General features: G+C 73.1%; 19 protein-coding genes and 1 tRNA gene. 6 read left to right on the top strand and 14 right to left on the bottom strand.

Features of this window, described 5'->3' with window-relative positions:
• Positions 1-65 precede the first annotated feature (65 nt).
• Both ABD774_RS04585 and ABD774_RS04580 read right to left on the bottom strand, forming a co-directional pair.
• A complete protein-coding gene (locus ABD774_RS04585) occupies positions 66-2,255 on the bottom strand; it encodes a multicopper oxidase family protein (protein WP_345038141.1) in 2,190 nt (729 codons plus the stop codon).
• A gap of 116 nt (positions 2,256-2,371) precedes the next feature.
• The gene (locus ABD774_RS04580) at positions 2,372-3,775 is read right to left on the bottom strand and encodes an NAD(P)-binding protein (protein ID WP_345038139.1); all 1,404 of its coding nucleotides are present in this window, start codon (positions 3,773-3,775) and stop codon (positions 2,372-2,374) included.
• 143 nt (positions 3,776-3,918) lie between these two features.
• Between ABD774_RS04580 and ABD774_RS04575 the strand changes: the two genes are divergently transcribed.
• The gene (locus ABD774_RS04575) at positions 3,919-4,431 is read left to right on the top strand and encodes a hypothetical protein (protein ID WP_345038137.1); all 513 of its coding nucleotides are present in this window, start codon (positions 3,919-3,921) and stop codon (positions 4,429-4,431) included.
• 9 nt (positions 4,432-4,440) lie between these two features.
• Complete coding sequence (locus ABD774_RS04570; RefSeq protein ID WP_345038135.1) at positions 4,441-4,812, top strand: hypothetical protein; 372 nt, start codon at positions 4,441-4,443, stop codon at positions 4,810-4,812.
• A 92-nt stretch (positions 4,813-4,904) separates the two neighbouring features.
• Here the strand turns inward: ABD774_RS04570 and ABD774_RS04565 are convergent, their stop codons facing one another.
• Complete coding sequence (locus ABD774_RS04565; protein WP_345038133.1) at positions 4,905-5,663, bottom strand: RNase H family protein; 759 nt, start codon at positions 5,661-5,663, stop codon at positions 4,905-4,907.
• Between the two features lie 324 nt (positions 5,664-5,987).
• Between ABD774_RS04565 and ABD774_RS04560 the strand changes: the two genes are divergently transcribed.
• Positions 5,988-7,598 (top strand): LuxR C-terminal-related transcriptional regulator, encoded by a 1,611-nt coding sequence (locus ABD774_RS04560; protein WP_345038131.1) that lies wholly within the window; start codon positions 5,988-5,990, stop codon positions 7,596-7,598.
• Positions 7,599-7,738: 140 nt separating this feature from the next.
• The gene (locus tag ABD774_RS04555) at positions 7,739-8,668 is read left to right on the top strand and encodes an alpha/beta fold hydrolase (RefSeq protein WP_345038129.1); all 930 of its coding nucleotides are present in this window, start codon (positions 7,739-7,741) and stop codon (positions 8,666-8,668) included.
• A 94-nt stretch (positions 8,669-8,762) separates the two neighbouring features.
• Here ABD774_RS04555 and ABD774_RS04550 read toward each other — a convergent pair.
• Positions 8,763-8,836, bottom strand: a tRNA-Pro gene (locus ABD774_RS04550).
• Positions 8,837-9,031: 195 nt separating this feature from the next.
• On the opposite strand from ABD774_RS04550, the gene ABD774_RS04545 reads away from it, so the two are divergent.
• Entirely contained in the window at positions 9,032-9,682 is a 651-nt protein-coding gene (locus ABD774_RS04545; protein ID WP_345038127.1) for a hypothetical protein, read from the top strand.
• 26 nt (positions 9,683-9,708) lie between these two features.
• Positions 9,709-9,993, top strand: a complete 285-nt coding sequence (locus ABD774_RS04540) for a zinc ribbon domain-containing protein (RefSeq protein ID WP_345038125.1) — start codon at positions 9,709-9,711, stop codon at positions 9,991-9,993.
• 74 nt (positions 9,994-10,067) lie between these two features.
• Here ABD774_RS04540 and ABD774_RS04535 read toward each other — a convergent pair whose 3' ends face one another.
• The 10 genes from ABD774_RS04535 to xerD all read right to left on the bottom strand — a co-directional run bounded on the left by ABD774_RS04535 (position 10,068) and on the right by xerD (position 20,015).
• Positions 10,068-11,132, bottom strand: a complete 1,065-nt coding sequence (locus ABD774_RS04535) for a hypothetical protein (protein WP_345038123.1) — start codon at positions 11,130-11,132, stop codon at positions 10,068-10,070.
• On the bottom strand, positions 11,132-12,706 hold the full coding sequence (gene der, locus ABD774_RS04530) for a ribosome biogenesis GTPase Der (RefSeq protein ID WP_345038120.1): 1,575 nt from the start codon (positions 12,704-12,706) through the stop codon (positions 11,132-11,134). Before der ends, ABD774_RS04535 begins: the two co-directional genes overlap by 1 nt.
• A gap of 4 nt (positions 12,707-12,710) precedes the next feature.
• Positions 12,711-13,493: a lysophospholipid acyltransferase family protein gene (locus ABD774_RS04525; RefSeq protein WP_345038118.1), complete on the bottom strand. Its 783-nt coding sequence runs from the start codon at positions 13,491-13,493 to the stop codon at positions 12,711-12,713.
• Positions 13,490-14,215, bottom strand: coding sequence for a (d)CMP kinase (gene cmk, locus ABD774_RS04520; protein ID WP_345038117.1), 726 nt, complete (start codon positions 14,213-14,215; stop codon positions 13,490-13,492). The genes ABD774_RS04525 and cmk overlap by 4 nt, the downstream gene beginning before the upstream one ends.
• A gap of 80 nt (positions 14,216-14,295) precedes the next feature.
• Positions 14,296-15,423 (bottom strand): prephenate dehydrogenase, encoded by a 1,128-nt coding sequence (locus ABD774_RS04515; protein ID WP_345038116.1) that lies wholly within the window; start codon positions 15,421-15,423, stop codon positions 14,296-14,298.
• Between the two features lie 69 nt (positions 15,424-15,492).
• Positions 15,493-16,236 (bottom strand): pseudouridine synthase, encoded by a 744-nt coding sequence (locus ABD774_RS04510; RefSeq protein WP_345038114.1) that lies wholly within the window; start codon positions 16,234-16,236, stop codon positions 15,493-15,495.
• A complete protein-coding gene (gene scpB / locus ABD774_RS04505) occupies positions 16,233-16,853 on the bottom strand; it encodes an SMC-Scp complex subunit ScpB (protein WP_425554464.1) in 621 nt (206 codons plus the stop codon). The genes ABD774_RS04510 and scpB overlap by 4 nt, the downstream gene beginning before the upstream one ends.
• Entirely contained in the window at positions 16,850-17,893 is a 1,044-nt protein-coding gene (locus ABD774_RS04500) for a segregation and condensation protein A (protein ID WP_345038111.1), read from the bottom strand. The genes scpB and ABD774_RS04500 overlap by 4 nt, the downstream gene beginning before the upstream one ends.
• Before the next feature lie 8 nt (positions 17,894-17,901).
• Positions 17,902-18,729 carry a ParA family protein gene (locus tag ABD774_RS04495; RefSeq protein WP_345038282.1) on the bottom strand — a complete coding sequence of 276 codons (828 nt, stop codon included), beginning with the start codon at positions 18,727-18,729 and terminating at the stop codon, positions 17,902-17,904.
• A 353-nt stretch (positions 18,730-19,082) separates the two neighbouring features.
• On the bottom strand, positions 19,083-20,015 hold the full coding sequence (gene xerD / locus ABD774_RS04490) for a site-specific tyrosine recombinase XerD (protein WP_345038109.1): 933 nt from the start codon (positions 20,013-20,015) through the stop codon (positions 19,083-19,085).

The raw sequence follows: 20,015 nt of genomic DNA, 5'->3' as shown, positions 1-20,015 counted from the left end.
TCGACCGCCTGCCGCGCCCGGTCGGCCAGACCGGTGCGTCCGTCGTCGGTGTCGCACGGCCCCGGTCAGTGGCCCCCGTGCCCCCCGCCGTCGGACGGCTGGCCTTCTTGGACCGGCCCGATCCGGTACGGCCGCATCATCCCGTTGTCCTCGTGCTCCACGATGTGGCAGTGCCAGACGAACTGGCCCTCGGCGTCGAACCGGATCCGCACCCGCGTGACCTCCCCGGGATACGCGATCACCGTGTCCTTCCAGCCCTCCTCTCCCGGGTCGGGCGGTCTCGCCCGGGAGCCGTCCGCGAGCCCCACGGTGCCGGTCTCCTCGTCGACCACGACGGGCTCCCGGTCGATCACCTGGAAGTGGATCTCGTGCACGTGGATCGGGTGGGCGTCCCCGGTCGTGTTGTAGAACTCCCAGGTCTCGGTCTCCCCCACGTGAGGGTTCTCGGTGACGGGGTCCGTCCACTCGTGGGCCACCCAGCGGCCGTCGTCCTCGACCCGGCCGAGAAGTGCCTCGGACGGCGCGTCCTCGAAGTGCTCGGACATCATCTCGATCAGCGCCAGCCGGCGGACGCTCCCGCCGGTCAGCGGGGCGATCGACGGCATGGTGAGGAACTCGGGTGGCGTGGTCCGGTCCGGCCCCCGGGCCGGCGTCACGCGGAACTGCATGACCTGACCGGTCGTCGCCGGGTCGGCCGGGTGGAAGCCGTCGTCGTCCCCTGGCTCGAGCTCCGGCTCCCCGCCGCCGAAGGGCTCGTCCGGCCCGAGGTTGCGCAGCACGTGGCGCCCCGGCGGCACGGCTGAGAAGTCGACGATGATCTCGGCCCGCTCCGCGGGCCCCAGCAGGAGACGTGACCGGTTCGCCTCGCCGGTGATCTCGACCGGCTCGGGCAGGAACCCGCCCTCGGAGCCGATCTGCCACACGCCGGCGCCGGGGATGCCGGAGAAGTCGAGGACGAGGAAGCGGGAGTTGCAGCCGTTGAGGAGCCGGAACCGGTACCGGCGCTGCTCGACGTCGAGGTAGGGCCAGGTGTTGCCGTTGACCATGAGGGTGTTGCCGAAGAACTCCGGGTTCCAGATCGGCGAGACGTCGGTGTGCGGGAGGTAGGGCCCAGGCACGCCGTCGAAGAACTCACGGGTGTCGGGGTAGAAGAGCGAGCCGTCCTGGTTGAAGGAGCGGTCCTGGATGGCCAGGGGGATCTCGAGGTACCGCTTCGTGGCCGGGTAACGGTCGTTGCGCCGGGGGCCGGGCCCGGGCAGCTCGGCGCGCTTCCCGGTGCGGCTGTCGAGGACGGCGTCGTCGCCCTCGGGCCCCCCACGGATGATGTAGAACCCGGCCGGGCCGGCGTACACGTTGAGGCGGGTCATGCCCAGGGTGTGGTCGTGGTACCACAGGGTCGACGCGCGCTGCTGGTTCGGGTACTCGGCGGTGGCGGTGCCCGGGACCCAGCCGGAGCCCTGGAGAGCCTCGGCCTTCGCGGCGAAGAAGTCGTACCAGGTACCCTCCCGGGCATAGTCGGGGTCGATGTCGTGGGCGTCCGGCAGGAACCAGGCCTCGGCGTACCCGTCCGACTCGTCGCCGACGCCGACCGCGCCGTGCACGTGGGTGACGATCGGGACCGGGCCGTCGTACGACTCTGGGGTCTCGGTGTGGTGCGGACGGCTGTCGCGGCCGTCCGTGCCGCCCGGCGGGTTGGCCCAGTGCAGGGTGGGGTCGACGGCGAGCAGGTGCGGGAGGTACCCGCCGCCGTCGTCCACCAGATCGTTGACCCAGGTGACCCGGAGCGGCTCGCCGTGCCGGGCCTCGATCGTGAGGCTCGGAGCGTTGTGGATGGCCAGACCCTTGTTCTGGGGGTCGACCGGTCCGTACCCCCAGACGGTCGTCGCGGGCATCCCGGCCGGAAGGATCTGCTGGTCGAACTCGCGCACGGCGATGACGTAGTGGTCGATGTTCTTCCCCGCCCGGGTACGCACCTTCGAGGTGCGCGGCATCACGGGCGGGACCAGCAGGGGCGTGACGTACTTCGGGATGCCGGTCGGATCGAGGGTGCCGCCGGGCAACGCCGTGGCCGGCACCTCGACGGCCACCGCGCGACCGCCGACCGAACCCAGCAGGAACAGCCCGATGCCCGCGCTGCCCGCGCGCAGGACGGTCCGCCTGCTCAGGGCCGTGCCGAGGACAGCGTTGGCAGGTGCACGGCCGTCGTCCGGGCGGGAGACGCAACGATCACCGGTGGTGCTGCGGGCCTCGGACATCGTGACACTTCCTCGGGTCGGTCGGCGCCCTGCATCGTCAATGAACCGCGCGTTCAGGGGGCCGTCAAGGGCCCTGTCCCATATGTCCCGGACGAAATCGCCTGCTCACCCGCCCCTCACCCGCCTTCGCCTACCCTCCGGGGCGCCAGCGGCGTTCCCGAGAGCGCGGCCAGCTTGGCCATCCCGGGCCCCACGTGCCGGCGGAACCGGTCCTTGGCGGCGGCGACGGCGGCGGAGCCGGCCAGCTCAGGGGGGATGCGCGCGGGGTTGAGCGAGACCGCGTCGGCCCAGTCCTTGATATGAGGTTCCGACGTGAAGGACGCCCGAGCGCCGAGGACCTGCTGCCTCGCCCAGTCAGCCGGCGTGTCGGAGAAGGGCGAGGGCGGGCACAGGCGGTTCTTCTCGTCGTCGTCGTCGAGCGTCGCCTCGACGTATCCGGCGAGCGCGGCGCCGAAGCACGCGAACCCGAGCCGGATCGGCTGGACGGTGATCGCCTGCTCGCCCCAGACCGGCACCAGCGGCCGGTACCGCAGCCCCGAGGCGGCGCAGTGGACGACGACGGCGTCCGGGGCGACGGCGACGTCGCCGTCGTCCAGCTCCAGCCGGCCGCGCTCGACGTGACGGAGGTGCCCGAGCCGCACGACCCGGTCGATCGTGCGGAGCCGGTCGAGCTCCCACCGCGCGAGCGTGGGCACCTTGGCCATCGTGGGGGTGACGGACCGGTCGATCCGCAGCATGACTCCCGCGTCCTCGAGCAGGAAGAACACCTCGTCGGGGTGCGTGGCTGCCTCCGCCGCCTCCATGATGTCGGCCGCCGTGCCGTAGAACACGGCAGGGTCCGGCTGCACCGCCGCCCTGTCGAGCATCCACGGCTCGCGGGGACGCACCCAGCAGATGTCGCCGGGATCGACGCCGTTGTCGAGCAGCCACACGCAGGCGTCGGTGGCGGTCTTGCCGGCGCCGGCGATCACGAACTCCGGCGGCGCTCCTCCGAGATGGACCAGCTCTCCGGACGGTACGACCCGCACGCCGTCCGCGCAGCCGAACGGCGGGGGCGTCGTCGCAGGAATCTGAGGAGAGAGGTAGCGGGCGTCGACGACGCGCGGCCGGCCGCGTACCTCGTAGCGCTTCCCGGACAGCCTCGAGACGAACTGGCCCTCGCCCAGGAAGTCGCAGCTGGGGTAGAAGGCCACCTTCCCGGACCCCAGCATCCGATCCTTCAGCACGCGGGCGTAGTACGCGCAGATCTCCGGTGCGGAGGCGCGCTCGTGCAGCCCTGCCTCGGGCCCGTCCTGCTGGAGCCGGCCCTCGCCTAGCAGCGTCGAGGCCACGCCGTAGAACGAGGAGGCCTGGTGCAGGCGCACGAAGGGGTACGCGTCCAGCCAGTGGCCACCGGCGCTGTGCCGCCGGTCGACCATGACGACGCTGACGTCCGCGTGGGCGACCAGGGCGTCCGTGAACGCCATGCCCGACGCCCCGGCGCCGACCACGAGGTAGTCGGCGTCCAGCACCTCCACCACTCGCCCATGCTGACCCCGCGGGCGTGGCCGGTCAACGGTCCGTCCCCCCCGCTGCCGCTGTGCCGCGCGATCTGCGAGGTCTATAGTCCGAGGCAAGAGGCGCATCTCCCACGCCTCGATCGCCTCCCGAGGGTGGTGGCGCGATGAGTCTGACCGATCGTGAGCTCTGGACGCTGATCCACGGAATGCTCCTCGGAGCGCTGTTCCTGCTCGGATTCGCGGGCGGTCTCGAGGGCCTCTACAGCCTGCGTCCCCAGCTCCTGAGACCGGAGGGCATCCGCGACCGGGCGCGTCGCCTGAAGATCGGGGTCGTCGCGATGGCGGTCGCCGCCTGGGGAACGGTGCTGACCGGCACCTGGATCGTCTACCCGTGGTATCGGGAGGACATCCCCGAAAGTCCCCGCTCGACGTTGCTGGCGGACCCTGCGACAGCGGAGTGGCACCACTTCGGCATGGAGTGGAAGGAGCACGTGGCCTGGATCAGCCCCATCCTGGCGACCGTCGTGGCTTTCATCGTCATCTACTACGGAACGAGCCTCATTCGCCATGACCGAGTTCGCAGGACCACGATTCTGCTCTTCGTCCTGGCCTTCGTCTTCGCGGCGGTCGCAGGGCTCTTCGGCGCCCTGATCACCAAGGCCGCCCCCCTCCTGTAGGAGACAGACATGGCATCGAACCTGGAGACCGGCGCATCGGTCAGCCCGGAGCTCGAGTACGCCGAGAAGCCCGAGGGGCCGGTCTCGGCAGCGATCCTCGCTGCCGGCGTCGGTGCGTTCGCACTCGGCGTCCTCACGACCCTCGCCGAGGCGAGCGAGGGACTCAAGCAGCTCCTGAATCTCTACGACCCGGTCGGCCCCCTCTCCGGCAAGACCGTCGGCGCCGTCATCGTCTGGCTCGTCGCGTGGGCCGTGCTGCACGTGATGTACCGGGGGAAGGCGATCGAGACACGCAAGGCGCTGACCGCCTCCCTCATCCTGATCGGCCTCGGGGTCCTCGGGACCTTCCCCATCTTCTTCCAGGCCTTCGCGGCGGAGTAGGTGCTGCACCTCGACCGTGTCGCCGGCGGCTGCGGTGCCCTCCATGAGCCGCGTTGTCGCCCCACGCCGTCTCCTACGGAGCCATCTGCGTCCTACGGGGTCATCTCGCGGGCGGCCTCCCGGGCGCGTTGGGCGGCCGCGACGACGAACTCGTCGACGATGTCGGCCAGCCCGAACCTGACGCGACCCGCCCGCTTCTCGATCTTGCCCAGGAGCGGCTCGATGAGGTCCAGGTTCTCCGGGCGCTCGCCGTCGCGCTTCTTCCACCCGTTCCGCCGCCACGTGGGCGCCCACACCGTCGCAGTCTTCACGAGGTACTCCGAGGCGGACCGCACCAGCAGGTGGGCGCCGGGTGCCGAGTGATCCAGCAGGTGCAGAGCGGCAACCAGCTCCCCCTCCCTGTCCGTCCCGTTGGGCAGACCGCCCGACGTCGGCTCCCAGGTCTCCTGGTTCACGTACGCCCACCCGGTCGGACCGGGGTTCGGATCGGCGACGGCGTGCAGCGCGACCACGACGTCGAACGTCGTGCCCGCCCCACGCACCACCTGCCTCTGGGCCGCCTGCCTCGGAGCTGCCCGCCCGCGCTTCCCCGCCTCGGCCTCGCTCTTGGCCGGTGCTGCCGCCAGACGCCGTGCCAGGGGCTCGATGACAGGCAGGACCGCCTCCGCCCGCCACCGTACGAACGGCCGCCCGAGCGGCGAGGTGCCGGGCTCGGCAAGCCCTCGGTCCAGCGCGTCGTCCGACGCGTGCCGGCCCTCCTTCAGACCGGCCGCCGCGAGAAGGTCGCCGACCGCCTGGGCATCGATGCCGAGCTGCTTGCCCAGCTCGTCCTGGGTCGCCCCCTGTTCCACGAATCTCTCCTTCCGCCCCCGCGGACCGTGCCGGGATGGCACCGGCTCCGGCCACCCTCACATCGATCAGATGCCGACCTGACCGGCGACCGGAATGTGGCACGTGGAGGGGGCTGTCGCGTGCAGCGCTTCGTGGGCACGCTACCTTCTCACCGGCGGGCAGGGGCGACCGGACGGATTCCGTCAGCCACTCGCGACGCGACCTCACCGAGCAGTGCCAGGGTGGGAGCTCGGCGCCGACACCGGCGTCCCAGGCTGAGGTGGGCTCTCTTCCCTCGGCCAGGTGCACCGATATTCTGTGCTCTGTCACCGGAGGACGGGCGCGTGGACGAACGTGGTAGCTCCCTGTCACTCGCGCGGCGGGCCTACGCCTCGCGCGACTGGCCCACCGCTGTCACGAACTTCGACGCCGCCGACTCGGCGGACTTCTCTGCCGACGACCTCGCGGCCTACGCCGACGCCGTGTGGTGGGTGGGTCGCATCGAGGACAAGCTGCGGCTCGGCGCCGCCGCCTGCGACGCCTTCGAGGCCGCCGCTCGACCGGCCGAGGCAGCGATGACTGCCTTCTCGCTCGGGGTCTGCCACCTCGCTCGTGGCGAGGACGAACAGGCCAGAGGATGGCTGGGTCGCGCCGGTCGCCTGGTGGAGGGGCTTCCGGAGGGCCCGGTCCATGGGCATCTGATGCTGTTCACGGAGGTCGAGGGGAATCTCCGTGCTGGTCGGCCCGCCGCGGCGCTCGACGCGGCGCGTCGGGGGCAGGACATCGGCCGTCGGTACGAGGACGCCGGGCTGCTGGCGCTAGGTGTCCAGAGCGAGGGCAGGGCCCTGATCCAGTCCGGCCACATCGCCGACGGGCTGCCGCTGATCGACGCGGCGATGGTCAGCGTCCAGAGCGGCCGGATCGACCCCTTCCTCTCCGGCGTCCTGTACTGCCACACCGTCGCGGCCTGCCATCGGATCGCGGACGTGCGCCGGATGGTCCGCTGGACCGACCTGACGGAGCAGTGGCTGGCCACCCTGCCCGCGGCGGTCTTCTTCGAGGGCCTCTGTGCGGTGCACCGCGCCCAGCTGCGTCTGCTGCGCGGCGAGTGGGACGAGGCCGAGCGCAGCGCGCTGCGAATCGCGAACGACTTCGACCGGTACCGGGTCGACTACGCCGCCGAGGCATGGTACGTCGTCGCCGAGGTGCGTCGGCTGCGCGGGGACGCACGCGCCGCCGACGCGTACGACGAGGCGCACGCCCGCGGCCGCGACCCGCAACCCGGCAGAGCCCTGCTGCGCAGCCAGCAGGGCGACGCAGCCGGGGCGGCGACATCGGTGCGCTCGGCGCTGGCCGCGGCGGGCGACGACCCGCTGCGCCGGGCCCCTGTCTGCGCGGCGGCGGTGGACATCGCGCTGAGCGCCGGGCGGCTCGAGGAGGCTGCCGCGGCCGCCTCCGAGCTGGCCGCGACCGCAGCGACCTGCGCCACCTCGGGCCTGGAGGCGATGGCATGCGCGGCGCGCGGCGCCGTCCTGCTGGCCGAGGGCCGGGCTGACGAGGCACTCCCGGTACTCCGCGACGCCTGCCGTCGCTGGCACGAGCTCGGTGCCGAGTACGACGCCGCCCGGACCTGCGTCCGGCTCGCCGATGCCTACCGCGCGCTCGGCGACGGGGTGTCGGCCGCCGCAGAACTCGACCGTGCCCACGCGGTGTTCGACCAGCTCGGCGCGTTCCGGCCGAGGCCGGAGCCGCCGGACGGACTGACCCGGCGGGAGTGCGAGGTCCTCGCGCTCGTGGCCGACGGACGCTCCAACCGGGACATCGCCGAGACCCTGGTCATCAGCGATCGCACCGTCGCCCGCCACCTGACGAACATCTTCCACAAGATCGGTGTCATCTCGCGGACACAGGCCGCCCGCTACGCGTTCGACCACAGGGTGACCGCATCCCGGTGAGCGCCGCGCCACTACGCACAACCGCGTAGCCGGGCGGCGGCACGTTGGTCAATCGCTCCGATGAGCCCAGCCCGTCGCGCTGCCTAGCGTCGCGATGAGAGCACGCCGCACGGGCGCGCACCGATCGCGGGAGCGAACTGATGAACACCATGACTGGGACGGCGGCCAGGCGGCTGATGCCGGACCCCACCACCCGGGTCCGGGTCTCCGGTGGCGACGAGCTCGACGTGTGGGTGATCGGCAAGGGCACGCCGGTCGTCCTCGTCCACGGCGCGGTCATGCGCGACTTCCTCGTGCCGCTCGCGGACAGGCTCACCAGCTGGGGCGACCACCAGGTGATCCATTACGGCCGGCGGGGGTACGGCGGCCGCGGGCTGCCGGCCGAGGCCACCGACATTCCCGGTCAGGTGGTTGACGTCCTCGCGATCCTCGAGGCGCTGGGGATCGAGAAGGCGCATGTCGCCGGGCACTCCTTCGGTGGCTACATCGCGATGGAGCTCGCGGCGCGGGCGCCCGATCGTGTGCTGTCGGCACTCCTCCTCGAGCCGTTGCTCGGACAGGTGGTCCGGAGCGCTGAAGGGCAGGAGGAGATGCGAGCCGTCGCCGAGGTGGCGATGCCGGCGGTTATCGAGCAGCTCGGGAACGGCGACGGGCACGGCGCGGTCTCGGCCTTCTACGACGCCACGTCGGGCGTGGAGAACGCACGGGAGCTGGTCGAGCGCTCCTTGCCGAGGGGCGGGCGGGAACTCGCGCTCAGGGACATCGCCACCTTCCTCCAGGTCGACTGGCCGGCGATGGGCGCCTGGATGGCCGAGCCGCTTCGGTTGCCCGACGCCGCCATGCCGATCGTCTGGGTCGGGAGCGCGGACAGCGGAGCGGCCTTCGCCGAGAGCCGTGCCTACCTTGAGGAGCAGCTGCCCGGGACAACGGCCTGCACCGTCGCCGACGTCGGCCACTACTTCCCGCTCCTGAAGCCTGCCGAGACGGCCGGCGCCGTGCACGAGTGGCTGACGAAGCTGCGGCTCGGTCGGCTCGATGGCGGCCGGCGAACACTGGCCAGGTCCACCTGAGCACCGCCGCGATCTCGGGTTCTCGCGTGTCGGACCGGCAAGAGGAAGAGGCCCGTCCGGTTTCCCGGACGAGCCTCTCACCTGCAGTTTTACGTCGGGCTGACAGGATTTGAACCTGCGACCCCTTGACCCCCAGTCAAGTGCGCTACCAAGCTGCGCCACAGCCCGTCTCCCACCAGCACCTGGCCGGTCGGGACTGAACGATGCTACCCCAGCCCTGAGCCCGGTTCCGAATCCGCCGGACCGCCCTCCGCTGTGACTCCCGACACTCCCATCCCCGGGGCAGACGGATCCCGTCCGGTACCACCTCCGCCTCCCGCTACGCTGCCCGGGACACGACGACGGACGACGATGCGGGGGGCCATGCCCGACCTCGAACGGTGGGACCGCGAGCTTCTCGCCTCCGGCCAGGTGCGGCTGCGGACCAAGCAGTCCAAGAATCTCTGGGCGCTGCTCGGCTGCCTCGGCTTCACCGCCGTCGGCGTCTGGGCCGCCGCCGACGGCGCCTGGCTGGTCGCCGTCCTGGCCGTCGGGTTCTTCGGTGGGCTGGGCATTCCCGCCATCGGGTACCAGATCGTGCGCCCCCGCGACGTGCACGTCACGCCGGCCGACGTGCGCGTCGATCGCGTCGTGCTTCCCTGGCGGCAGGTCATCGCGGTGCAGGTCGTCACGATCATGAACCAGCAGACGGTCGTGCTGCGCCTGACCGGGGAGGGAGCCAGGACCGTCGACGGCGGACTCCTCTCCTGGGTGCGGCGGTTCCAGGGGGCGAACGCGAAGCTGCTCGGCGGGCCCGTCCTCGCGCTGCCCACCCAGCTCGCCGGCGACAAGCAGCAGATGGGCATCTGGCTGGCTCTGGTCCATGGTCGTTCTTCTGCCCCGCAGGACCCCGGGGACCAGTGGGCCGGTGACACGGTCGAGCCGCGCGGCTCCGAGCACGGCGTCGGACCGGAGCCCGCTCCCGAGGACCACAGCCGCTTCATGCCGCCGGGCACGCGGCCGCCACGGGGCTGATCCGCGCGCAGCTCTAGGCTGGCGCCATGATCATCCTCGGCGTCCGGGGCTCCACGACCCTGCTCGCGACCATGACCCTGGTGTGCCCGCAGTGCCACAACCCCGCCGCACACCGGCTCCACCGCATCGTCAACAAGTTCACGCTCTTCTTCGTCCCGCTCTTCCCGGTCTCGACGAAGCACGTCATCGACTGCACGTTCTGCGGCCTCCGCCGCACGCCCACGAAGGCCCAGGCCGCGAAGCTCCGGCGGCTCGCGCAGAGCGGGGAGCCCCTCGCTCCGCCGGCCGACCTGCCGTCGCACCCCGCCTGATCTCCAGCGCGGCGCCGCCGACGGGAGCCCAAGCGCGCATCGTCCTCAGGGGATCGCGAGGCGACTGGCGCCCGTCAGACCTCGACCAGGTGCAGCCGCTCGAGACGGTGCTTCTCGGAGGCGATCACGCCGAGAGTGAGCAGCGCCAGGAACAGCCCGAGCGTGGCCGCCCACGGCTCGATCCGGAACAGTGCCACCTGGGTGAGCAAGAGGTTGACGAGCACCGCCCGCCGCAGCCACTGGAAGGCCCGGTAGCGGTCGCTCCGGAGCAGGGTCCAGCCGCGCACGCCGGCCACCAGGGACAGCCCGACGGAGGCGACCGCGCCGATCTCCGCCCAGCCCGGGTCCTGGCCCCAGGTCGCGACCACGGTGACCACCGTGCCGAGCGCGACGACGGCGAGCAGCGCCGTCGTCGTCCGGGTGGCCCACTCCCGCGTCACGACGGCGCGGAACAGGGCCCGCAGGCGCCGGGCCGAGGCGTCGAGCGGGTCGGGCGCCTCGACGTCGTCGCTGGGGACGGCCCGCAGGAGCGCTGCGGTCTCCGCCGCACCGGCGGCCTCGCGGCCCCGGGTGAGGAGGTCCTCGGCGACGGCGCGCCGCTCGGGGCTGAGCCCGCCGGCCAGGCCGGCGACGGCGTGGTCGGCCGCGGCCGCGAGGTACTCGGTCGGGTGGTGGGCCCGGCGGCCGTGCAGCGCGTCGGCCCCGAGCATCACCAGCACGAGCGTGACGTACATGATCATCGGCGCGGGGCTGAAGAAGTAGTCGTTGTCGTGGGTGAGGAACTTGCCCACCTCGTCGATGAACAGCCCGAACCCGATGCCGCCCACGAACGCGACCAGCGGGCGCACCACCGGCCCGGCGAAGGACAGCGTCAGCACGACCGCCACGCCCATGAGCAGGCCGCCCCACAGCACGTGGGCGACGTGCAGGGCGTCGCCGCCCACCTGGGGGAAGCCGGTCAGCTGCAGGACGCCGCGGGTGACCGCGATGGTCAGGACGGTCGTGACGGCGAAGCCGAGCACGTGCTCGGACGCGCGCGGGTCGCGCGGCAGGCCCCAGCGCAGCAGCCGTTGCGGCCGCTGCTCACGCGGTGCGGGCCGCGCGTCGCCCGGCCGCGCCGCCCCGGACCCCGCTCCCATCAGCGCCGCCGCTTCTCCCGCACCCGCACGCTGATCTCGATGGGGGTGCCGGTGAAGCCGAAGTGCTCCCGCAGCCGGTTCTCGATGAAGCGGCGGTAGCCGGCCTCGATGAACCCGGTGGCGAAGATGACGAACCGGGGCGGCCGGTTCGACGCCTGTGTGGCGAAGAGGATGCGCGGCTGCTTCCCGCCGCGCACCGGGTGCGGGTGGCCCGCGGTGAGCTCGCCGAGGAACGCGTTGAGCCGCCCTGTCGGGATGCGGGTGTCCCAGGACGCCAGCGACGTCTCGAGCGCCTTGGAGAGCCGGTTGGTGTGCCAGCCCGTCTTCGCCGAGACGTTCACGCGCGGCGCCCACTGCACCTGGACCAGGTCGAGGTCGATCTCCCGCTCGAGGTAGGGGCGGCGGTCCTCGTCCATGAGGTCCCACTTGTTGTACGCGATGACCAGCGCCCGACCGGAGTCGATGACCTGCTGGATCACACGGGTGTCCTGCTCGGTCATCGGCACGGACGCGTCGATCAGGACGACGGCGACCTCCGCCTTCTCCAGCGCCGCCTGGGTACGCAGGGAGGCGTAGAAGTCGGCGCCGGAGGTCTGGTGGACGCGGCGGCGGATGCCGGCGGTGTCGACGAACCACCACGGCTTGCCGTCCAGCTCGATGAGCTCGTCGACCGGGTCCCGGGTGGTGCCGGCCACCTCGTGCACGACCACCCGCTCCGAGCCGGCCAGCGAGTTCAGCAGCGAGGACTTCCCGACGTTCGGCCGTCCCACGAGCGCCACCCGCCGCGGCCCGCCGGCGGGCAGCTTCCCGGCGACGGCGGAGACCTCGGGCAGGACCTTCATGGCGACGTCAAGGACGTCCCCGGAGCCTCTGCCGTGCAGGGCGGAGACGGGGTACGGCTCCCCCAGGCCCAGCGACCACAGCATGGCCGCGTCAGCCTCCTGCACCGGCGAGTCGACCTTGTTGGCCACGAGCACCACCGGCTTGCCGGAGCGGCGCAGCAGCCGCACCACCTGCTCGTCGGTGTCGGTGGGGCCGACGGTGGCGTCGACGACGAACATCACCGCGTCCGCCATGGCGATGGCGACCTCGGCCTGCTGCGCCACGGAGGCGTCGATCCCCGCGACGTCGACCTCCCACCCGCCGGTGTCGACGAGCGTGAAGTTGCGGCCCGCCCACTCGGCGGGGTAGCTGACGCGGTCGCGCGTGACCCCGGGGGTGTCCTGGACGACGGCCTCGCGGCGGCCCAGGATCCGGTTGACCAGGGTCGACTTGCCGACGTTCGGCCGGCCGACGACGGCGAGCACGGGCAGCCCGGCGGGCGCGATCTCCTCGGGGGCGGCCTCGCCGGCCTGCAGCACCGCGAGGTCCTCGTCCTCGAGCACGTAGTCGGCGAGCCCGGCGCGCAGCGCCTCGGCGCGGCGCTCGTCCTCGGCGGTGTCGGTGGTCGGGACCGCGGGAGGTTCAGCGACGGGGTGCTCGGGGAGCTCGGAGGCGCGGTCGGCGTCGGTCGGCAGGTCCTCGACGTCTGCGTCCGGTCGTGCGGCGGACTCGCGCGCGGGGTCGGTGCTCATGGGGTCATTCTCCCTTGCCGTCGCCGGCGTCACGACCAGGCGCGTCCGGACCGGTCGGGCCGTCGGTGAGCGGGTCGGCCTCCGAGGCGGGCAGCGGGACGCCGGTGAGGGCGACGGCGTCGCGCACGTGGGCCGCCAGCCCGGCGCCGATGCGGTCCATCGCGCCGTTCATCCGGTCACGCCGGCTGGTGCCCTCGGGCATGTCGAGCGTGAGGGGGTCGCCGAAGACCACGTGCAGCTTCGAGCGCGGCCCGGGCACGTGACCGCGCCGGTCGCCGGGCAGCCGGGTGCCCAGGCAGGCGGCCGGGACCACCGGTGCGCCGGTGTTGACGGCGAGCCAGGCCACGCCCGCACGCACCGAGCTGGCGTCGCCGGTGCCGCGGGTGCCCTCGGGGAAGATGCCGACCACACGGCCCTCCTCGAGCATCGACTTCCCGACGGCCAGGGCGGCCCGGCCGGACGCCCGGTCCACCGGGATCTGCCCGGCCCAGGTCATGAGGAAGCCGATCCGCGAGTCGAAGAACTCCTGCTTGACGAGGAAGTGCGAGCCGCGGGGCACCGCCCCGAACACCACGGGGCCGTCGACGATGCCGACGTGGTTGGAGGCGATGATGACCGGCCCCTCGGCGGGCACGCGTTCCGCGCCGTGCACGGTGGTGTCCCACCAGATGTGGTTGAGGAAGCGGCCAACCTGACGGGCCCAGACCGGCCCCCAGCGGTAGATGTCCTCGGGGCGCACGCGCTGCCCGCGGCTCGGGGCCTTCTTCTGCCCGGTCGCTCTGCTCACCGGCGTGCCTCCTGGGCCTTGGTGACCACGGAGAGCACGGCGGCGAAGGTCTCGTCGACCCCGTACGCCGAGGAGTCGACGGTCACGACGCCGTCGGCGGCGGTCAGGAAGGTCGAGACGGTCGAGTCGTCGGCGTCGCGGCGCAGCACCTCGTCGCGGGTGGCCTCGATCGTGCTGGCGTCGGCGGTGCCGTGCCGCTCCTTGGCGCGCCGGGCGAGGCGGGCCTGCTCGTCGGCGAGGAGGAGGATGCGCACGTCGGCGTCGGGCGCCACGACGGTGGTGATATCGCGGCCCTCGGCCACGATCCCGCGCGGCGCGTGGTCCCCCGCTCCCCCGGCGGCGTCCTCGATGATCGCGCGCTGGAGCCGCTTGAGCTCGGCGCGCACGTCGAGGTTCGTCGCGACCTTGGAGACGACGGCGGTCAGCGCCGCCTCGCGGATGGCGTCGGTGATGTCAACGCCGTCGCACACCACGCGCGGGTCGCGCGGGTCGGTGACCATCGTCAGCGGCATCGCGCGCACGGCGGCCGCGACGGCGGCCACGTCGTCGAGGTCGACCCCGGTGCGCCCGCACCACCACGTGGCGGCCCGGTACATCGCGCCGGTGTCGAGGTAGGCCAGGCCGAGCTCGCGCGCGAGGCGGCGGGAGACCGTGGACTTCCCGGAGCCCGACGGCCCGTCGATCGCGACCACGATCCCGCGGTCCTGCCTGCCCTGCTCCACGCTGTCCTCCTGCCGCGCCGACGAACCCTGCGTCGTCGTCCCTGATCCTTGCGTCGTCATTCGTCGCCCCTGCCGCACGCTCACCGGGCCACCACGCGCCAGCCGCGCCGGTCGAGCTCGTCCTCCAGCGGCTCCACCGCGGACGGCAGCACCGACAGGATCGCCAGGCCCACCGGCTGCCCCGCGGAGTGCTCGAGCTGGAGGTCCTCGATGTTGATCCCGGCCTCGCCGACCTCGCTGAAGAGCCTCCCGAGCTCGCCCGGCTCGTCGGGGATGAGGACGGTGACCTCGCCGTAACGGCGCGGGGCGCCGCCGTGCTTGCCCGGGATCCGCCCGACGCCGGAGCGCCCCGCCGCGACGACGTGGGCCAGCGGGCCGGTCGAGCCCGGGGCGAGGGGGCCCTCCTGGGCGGCGCGGTCGAGGGCGGTGACGACGGTGTCGAGATCCTCGCGCACCTCGCGCAGAGCACGGGCGACCGGGCCGGCGTTGCCGACGAGGATGGCGGCCCAGAGTTGCGGGTCGGAGGCGGCGATGCGGGTGACGTCACGCAGGCCCTGGCCCGCCAGTCCCAGCGCCGCCTCGGGCGCCTCGCGCAAACGGGCGGCGACCAGGGAGGCCGCGAGCTGGGGCAGGTGGGAGACCAGGGCGACGGCGTCGTCGTGCTCCTGCGCCCCGAGGGTGACGGGGCTGGCGCCGACGTCGGTGGCCAGGGACCGCACGGCCAGCACCGCGGCGGGCGAGGCGTGCGGCCCGGGGACGACCACCCACGGGCGGCCGACGAAGAGGTCGGCGTCGGCGGCGGCGGCACCGGAGCGCTCCCGCCCGGCCATCGGGTGGGAACCGACGTAGCGGTCCAGGTGCGCGCCCGCGTCCCGGGCGACCTCGTCGGCGATGAGGGCCTTGACGCTGGCGACGTCGGTCACGACGGCCCGCGGGTGGCGGGCCAGCTCGGCGACGACGGTCTCGGCGGCGACGTCGGGCGGGGTCGCGACGACGACGAGGACCGGCTCGGGGTCGCCGTCGGCGGCGGGCGTGCCGGCGCCGACGTCGCGGGCCAGGGCGAGCGCGGTGGGTGAGGCGTCGGCGAGCTGGACGGCGACGCCTGCCGCGCGCAGCGCCAGGCCGAGGCTCGCGCCCAGCAGCCCGGTGCCGACGACCTTCACCGGTCCCGTCGTCGCGACAGGGCTGGTGGGGGCGTTCTCAGGCACCAGGCGAGGGTACCGCCACCGTGGCCGGGGCTCCGGACCGGGCCCGGGTGCACCCGCTCACAGCGGCAGCTACATGTCGACGGCCTTCATCAGCGAGCCGAGCTCGGCGCCGCCGATCACCCGCGTGCTGCCCGGGCGCAGGTTCCCCAGGACGATGGGCCCGATCCGGGTCCGGGTCAGCTTGATGACCGGGTGACCGACCTCCGCCATGAGTCGCCGGACGATGTGGTTGCGGCCCTCGTGAAGGACCACCTCGACCAGCGACTGGTCCGGGACGACCTCCTTGACGGTGAAGGAGTCCACGCGCACGGGCCCGTCCTCGAGCTCGACACCTGCCTCGAGCTGCTTGACGAGGCCGCGGGACACGCGGCCCTCGACGGTGGCCAGGTACGTCTTGAGCACCTCGTAGGAGGGGTGCGTGAGCCGGTGGGCGAGCTCGCCGTCGTTCGTCAGCAGGAGCAGCCCGGAGGTCTCGGCGTCGAGGCGGCCGACGTGGAAGAGCCGCTCGGGCCGGTCCGCGACGTACTGGGCGAGGGAGGGGCGGCCGTGCTCGTCGTCCATGGTGGAGACCACGCCCTCGGGCTTGTTCAGCGCCAGGGTCACGACGGAGTCGTCCAGCTGGACGCGCAGCCCGTCGACGTGGATGACGGCGGTGCGCGGGTCGACGCGGGTGCCGAGCTCACGGACCTTCTGACCGTTCACGGTCACCCGGCCGGCGGCGATGATGTCCTCGCACGCGCGCCGGGACCCGAGGCCCGCACCCGCCAGGACCTTCTGCAGGCGGACGCCCTCGGGCACGTGCTGGTCTGTCATCTGAACTCTCCGTCGACGTCGTCAAGGCTGCCCATGTCGGGCAGGTAGGGGGCGAGCGGGGGCAGGTCCTCCAGCGAGGTCAGGCCCATCCGCTCGAGGAAGTACGCGGAGGTCCGGTACCGCATGGCACCGCCCTCCTCGTCGTGCCCGGCCTCCTCGACCAGACCCCTCGCCAGCAGCGTACGCACCACGCCGTCGACGTTCACACCACGGATGGCCGAGATGCGGCCGCGGGTGACGGGCTGGCGGTAGGCGATCACGGCCAGGGTCTCGAGGGAGGCCTGCGTCAGCTTGGCGGTCTGCCCGTCCAGGACGAAGCGGCCGACGACGTCGGCGTGGGCCGGGGCGGAGAAGATCCGCCAGCCGCCGCCGACCTCGCGCAGCTCGAACCCGCGGGGCCGCCCGCCCCGCTCGCCGCGGTACTCGGCGGCCAGCTCCGCGAGCAGCTCGGTCACCTGGCCGGTGGGCAGCCCCATGACGCTGGCGAGATCGGCCGCCGGGACCGGCTCGTCGACCACCATGAGCACCGCCTCCAGGGCGGTGAGGTGCTGCTCGGGCAGGGCGTCGTCAGGGACCGCCTCATACCGGGGCTCCTCCCCCGGCTCGTGCTCGCTCACTGGTTCTCCTCGCTCGCTGCGGGTCCGCCCCGGCCGGGCTCCGTGCCGTGGTCCTTCTCACGTGCCGCGTCGTCGTCGTGGGGCTCCTGCGGGTCGTCGAAGTCGTCGCGGACGGCGATCTCCCCCTCCTCCGTGCCCGACCAGCGCACGGTGAGCTCACCGAGTGCCTCGGCCTGCTCGAAGGAGACGGCCCCCTCGCGGAAGAGCTCGAGGAGGGCCAGGAAGCGCGAGACGACGACGGCGGTGCTCGCGGCGTCCTCCGTCAGGGCGCGGAAGGTGGCGCTGCGCAGGCGGCGCAGCCGGTCGACGATGATCGTGGCCTGCTCGCGCACGGGCACGACCGGGTTGTGCAGGTGGGACAGCTCGACGGTCGGGGCGCCGGGCCGGGGCGCGAGGGCGCCGGCGGCCAGCCGGGCGAGCTCGTCCGGCCCGACCTGCATGACCAGCTCCGGCAGCAGCGCGGCGAACTGGGGCTCGAGCGGCACGCTGCGGGGGTAGGAGCGGCCGTTGGTGTCCCACTCCTGGCCGAGGTAGGCGGCGACCTCCTTGAACGCGCGGTACTGCAGGAGGCGCGCGAAGAGCAGGTCGCGCGCCTCGAGGAGCTCGAGGTCGTCGTCGTCCTCGACGGAGCCGCGCGGCAGCAGGCGGGCGGCCTTGAGGTCGAGGAGGGTCGCGGCGATGACGAGGAACTCGCTGGCCTGTCCCAGGTCCCAGTCGGCGTGGGCGGAGATGTGGGCGATGAACTCGTCCGTGACCTCGGCCAGGGCGACCTCGGTGATGTCCAGCCGGTGCTTGGCGATCAGGGACAGCAGCAGGTCGAACGGACCCTCGAAGTTGGCCAGCGTGACGGCGAACGTGCCCGCGCCGGCCCGGGTGACGGCAGGCGCCGCGTCGACGGCGGCGGGAGCCCCGCCGGCGGGCACCGCGTCGACGGCGGCGGAAGCCCCGGCAGCAGGCGCCGCGCCAACGACCGTCTCGGCGGGGGCTGCCGCGTCGGCGAGCGGCGTGCCTGCGGGCGCCGCCGGGTCGACGGGCGGCATCGTGACGGTCAGGCCGAGTCGCCGCGCGCGACGAGCTCGCGGGCCAGGCGGCGGTAGGCCTCCGCCCCGGGGTGGGTCGGGGCGTAGGTGGTGATGGGCTCGGTCGCGACGGAGGCGTCGGGAAACTTCACGGTGCGGGAGATCATCGTGTTGTACACCTTGTCGCCGAACGCCTCGCGGACGCGGTCGATGACCTCGCGGGAGTGCAGGGTGCGCAGGTCGACCATGGTGGCGAGGATGCCGTCGATGCGCAGCCGCGGGTTGATCCTGTCCTGCACGCGCTCGATGCTCTCCACCAGCAGCGCGACGCCGCGCAGCGCGAAGAACTCGGCCTCGAGCGGGATGAGCACGCCGTGAGCGGCGGTCAGCGCGTTGACCGTGAGCAGGCCGAGCGAGGGCTGGCAGTCGATGAGGATGACGTCGTAGTCGTCGAGCACCGGGCGCAGCACGCGGGCGAGGGCCTGCTCGCGGGCGACCTCGGAGACCAGCTGCACCTCGGCGGCGGAGAGGTCGATGTTCGCCGGAACGACGTCCAGGCCCTCGACGTCGGTGTGCTCGATGATCTCCCGCACGTCGGCGCGCGGCTCCATCATCAGGTTGTAGATGGTGCGGTCGAGCTCGTGGGCGTTGATGCCCAGGCCGGCCGATGCGGCGCCCTGCGGGTCGAAGTCGACGATGAGCACGCGGCGGCCGTACTCGGCCAGCGCCGCGCCGAGGTTGATCGTGGTCGTGGTCTTGCCGACGCCGCCCTTCTGGTTGCACATGGCGATGACGCGGGCCGGCCCGTGACCGTCGAGCGGCGCGGGGACCGGGAAGTCGACGTCGGCGTCGGGCATGGTGCCCACGGCGCCCTCCGGGATCAGGCCTGGCTGCTCGCTACTCACCCTCGCCACGCTAGTCGACGCGGCGCGGGCGCCCCAACACCGCGCGGGGCGTGGCGCGAAGCCACCGCCCCACGTCTCGCGAGGATCCCCGGACCATCCCCGTTCTCGGAGCGATCCCAGGATCCCGGAGCGATCCCAGGTTCCCGGAGCGATCCTAGGTTCGGTGGTCCTTCCCTCCTCCGGTGCTCGCTAGAACACGCACCGATGATCGGGAGGGGCACCGAAATCCGCGCGCTCGAGTATGCGCCGCCTCCCGCACGCTCGAGGGGGACGCGATGCGCCGCCCGGGCCAGGCCCGGATCCGCTCAGCCCAGGGCTCGGGGGTGCGCGGCGGCGTACACCTCACGCATGGTCTGGGCGGTGACCTGGGTGTAGATCTGCGTGGTGGTCACCGAGGCGTGGCCGAGCAGCTCCTGCACCACGCGCACGTCCGCGCCGCCGGAGAGCAGATGGGTGGCGAAGGAGTGCCGGAGCGTGTGCGGGGAGATGTGCTCGGTGAGCCCCGCACGCCCCGCGGCGGTCTGCAGCACCGCCCAGGCGCTCTGGCGGCTCAGCGGGTTGCCGCGGGTGTTGAGGAACACACCAGCGTTGCCACGGCCCGCCTTCGCCAGCTCCGGCCGCCCGCGCACCAGGTAGGCCTCCAGCGCCTCGACGGCGTAGCTGCCCACCGGCACCACGCGCTCGCGGCGGCCCTTGCCGAAGAGGCGCACGGCGGCGACGTCGCCGTCGAGGTCCAGGTCGTCGACCGCCAGGCCGACCGCCTCGCTGATCCGCGCCCCCGTCCCGTACAGCACCTCCAGCAGCGCCCGGTCCCGCAGCGGGACCGGCCCCTCCCCCAGCGACGCGGCCTCCAGCAGCGCCTCGACCCGGTCGACCGGGATCGCCTTGGGCAGGCGGCGTGAGCTCGACGGCGGCCGCACGGCGGCGCTCGGGTCCTGCGCCGTCGTCCCCTCGGCGTGCGCGAAGCGGTGCCACCCGCGCACGGCGGTCACGGCGCGGGCGGCCGACGACGGCGCGAGCACCGATCCGCCGTCGTCACCGGTGCGGATCGCCTCGAGGTAGGCGACGACGTCGCCCTCGCGCACCTCGTCCAGGCTCGCCCGGCCCCGGGCGAAGAGGAACTCGCAGTAGCGCTCGAGGTCGCGGGTGTAGGCGGCGAGGGTGTGGTCGCTGACGCCGCGCTCGACCGCGAGATGGGCGAGGTACTCCGCCCGCGCGCGCTCGAGCCCCGACGTCAT

It is taken from the genome of Georgenia daeguensis, from assembly GCF_039537705.1.
In the GTDB taxonomy this organism is placed as follows: Bacteria; Actinomycetota; Actinomycetes; order Actinomycetales; family Actinomycetaceae; genus Georgenia; species Georgenia daeguensis.
Note: the sequence above shows the minus strand (reverse complement) of the source record. Positions and strands in the feature narration are given on the sequence as shown.

What these genes read in the sequence shown, in the direction of transcription:
- ABD774_RS04585 (WP_345038141.1), bottom strand. Translation starts at nt 2,255, where the DNA reads ATGTCCGAGGCCCGCAGCACCACCGGTGATCGTTGCGTCTCCCGCCCG.
- ABD774_RS04575 (WP_345038137.1), top strand. Translation starts at nt 3,919, where the DNA reads ATGAGTCTGACCGATCGTGAGCTCTGGACGCTGATCCACGGAATGCTC.
- ABD774_RS04570 (WP_345038135.1), top strand. Translation starts at nt 4,441, where the DNA reads ATGGCATCGAACCTGGAGACCGGCGCATCGGTCAGCCCGGAGCTCGAG.
- ABD774_RS04555 (WP_345038129.1), top strand. Translation starts at nt 7,739, where the DNA reads ATGAACACCATGACTGGGACGGCGGCCAGGCGGCTGATGCCGGACCCC.
- ABD774_RS04545 (WP_345038127.1), top strand. Translation starts at nt 9,032, where the DNA reads ATGCCCGACCTCGAACGGTGGGACCGCGAGCTTCTCGCCTCCGGCCAG.
- ABD774_RS04540 (WP_345038125.1), top strand. Translation starts at nt 9,709, where the DNA reads ATGATCATCCTCGGCGTCCGGGGCTCCACGACCCTGCTCGCGACCATG.
- ABD774_RS04535 (WP_345038123.1), bottom strand. Translation starts at nt 11,132, where the DNA reads ATGGGAGCGGGGTCCGGGGCGGCGCGGCCGGGCGACGCGCGGCCCGCA.
- der (WP_345038120.1), bottom strand. Translation starts at nt 12,706, where the DNA reads ATGAGCACCGACCCCGCGCGCGAGTCCGCCGCACGACCGGACGCAGAC.
- ABD774_RS04510 (WP_345038114.1), bottom strand. Translation starts at nt 16,236, where the DNA reads ATGACAGACCAGCACGTGCCCGAGGGCGTCCGCCTGCAGAAGGTCCTG.
- ABD774_RS04500 (WP_345038111.1), bottom strand. Translation starts at nt 17,893, where the DNA reads ATGCCGCCCGTCGACCCGGCGGCGCCCGCAGGCACGCCGCTCGCCGAC.
- ABD774_RS04495 (WP_345038282.1), bottom strand. Translation starts at nt 18,729, where the DNA reads ATGCCCGACGCCGACGTCGACTTCCCGGTCCCCGCGCCGCTCGACGGT.
- xerD (WP_345038109.1), bottom strand. Translation starts at nt 20,015, where the DNA reads ATGACGTCGGGGCTCGAGCGCGCGCGGGCGGAGTACCTCGCCCATCTC.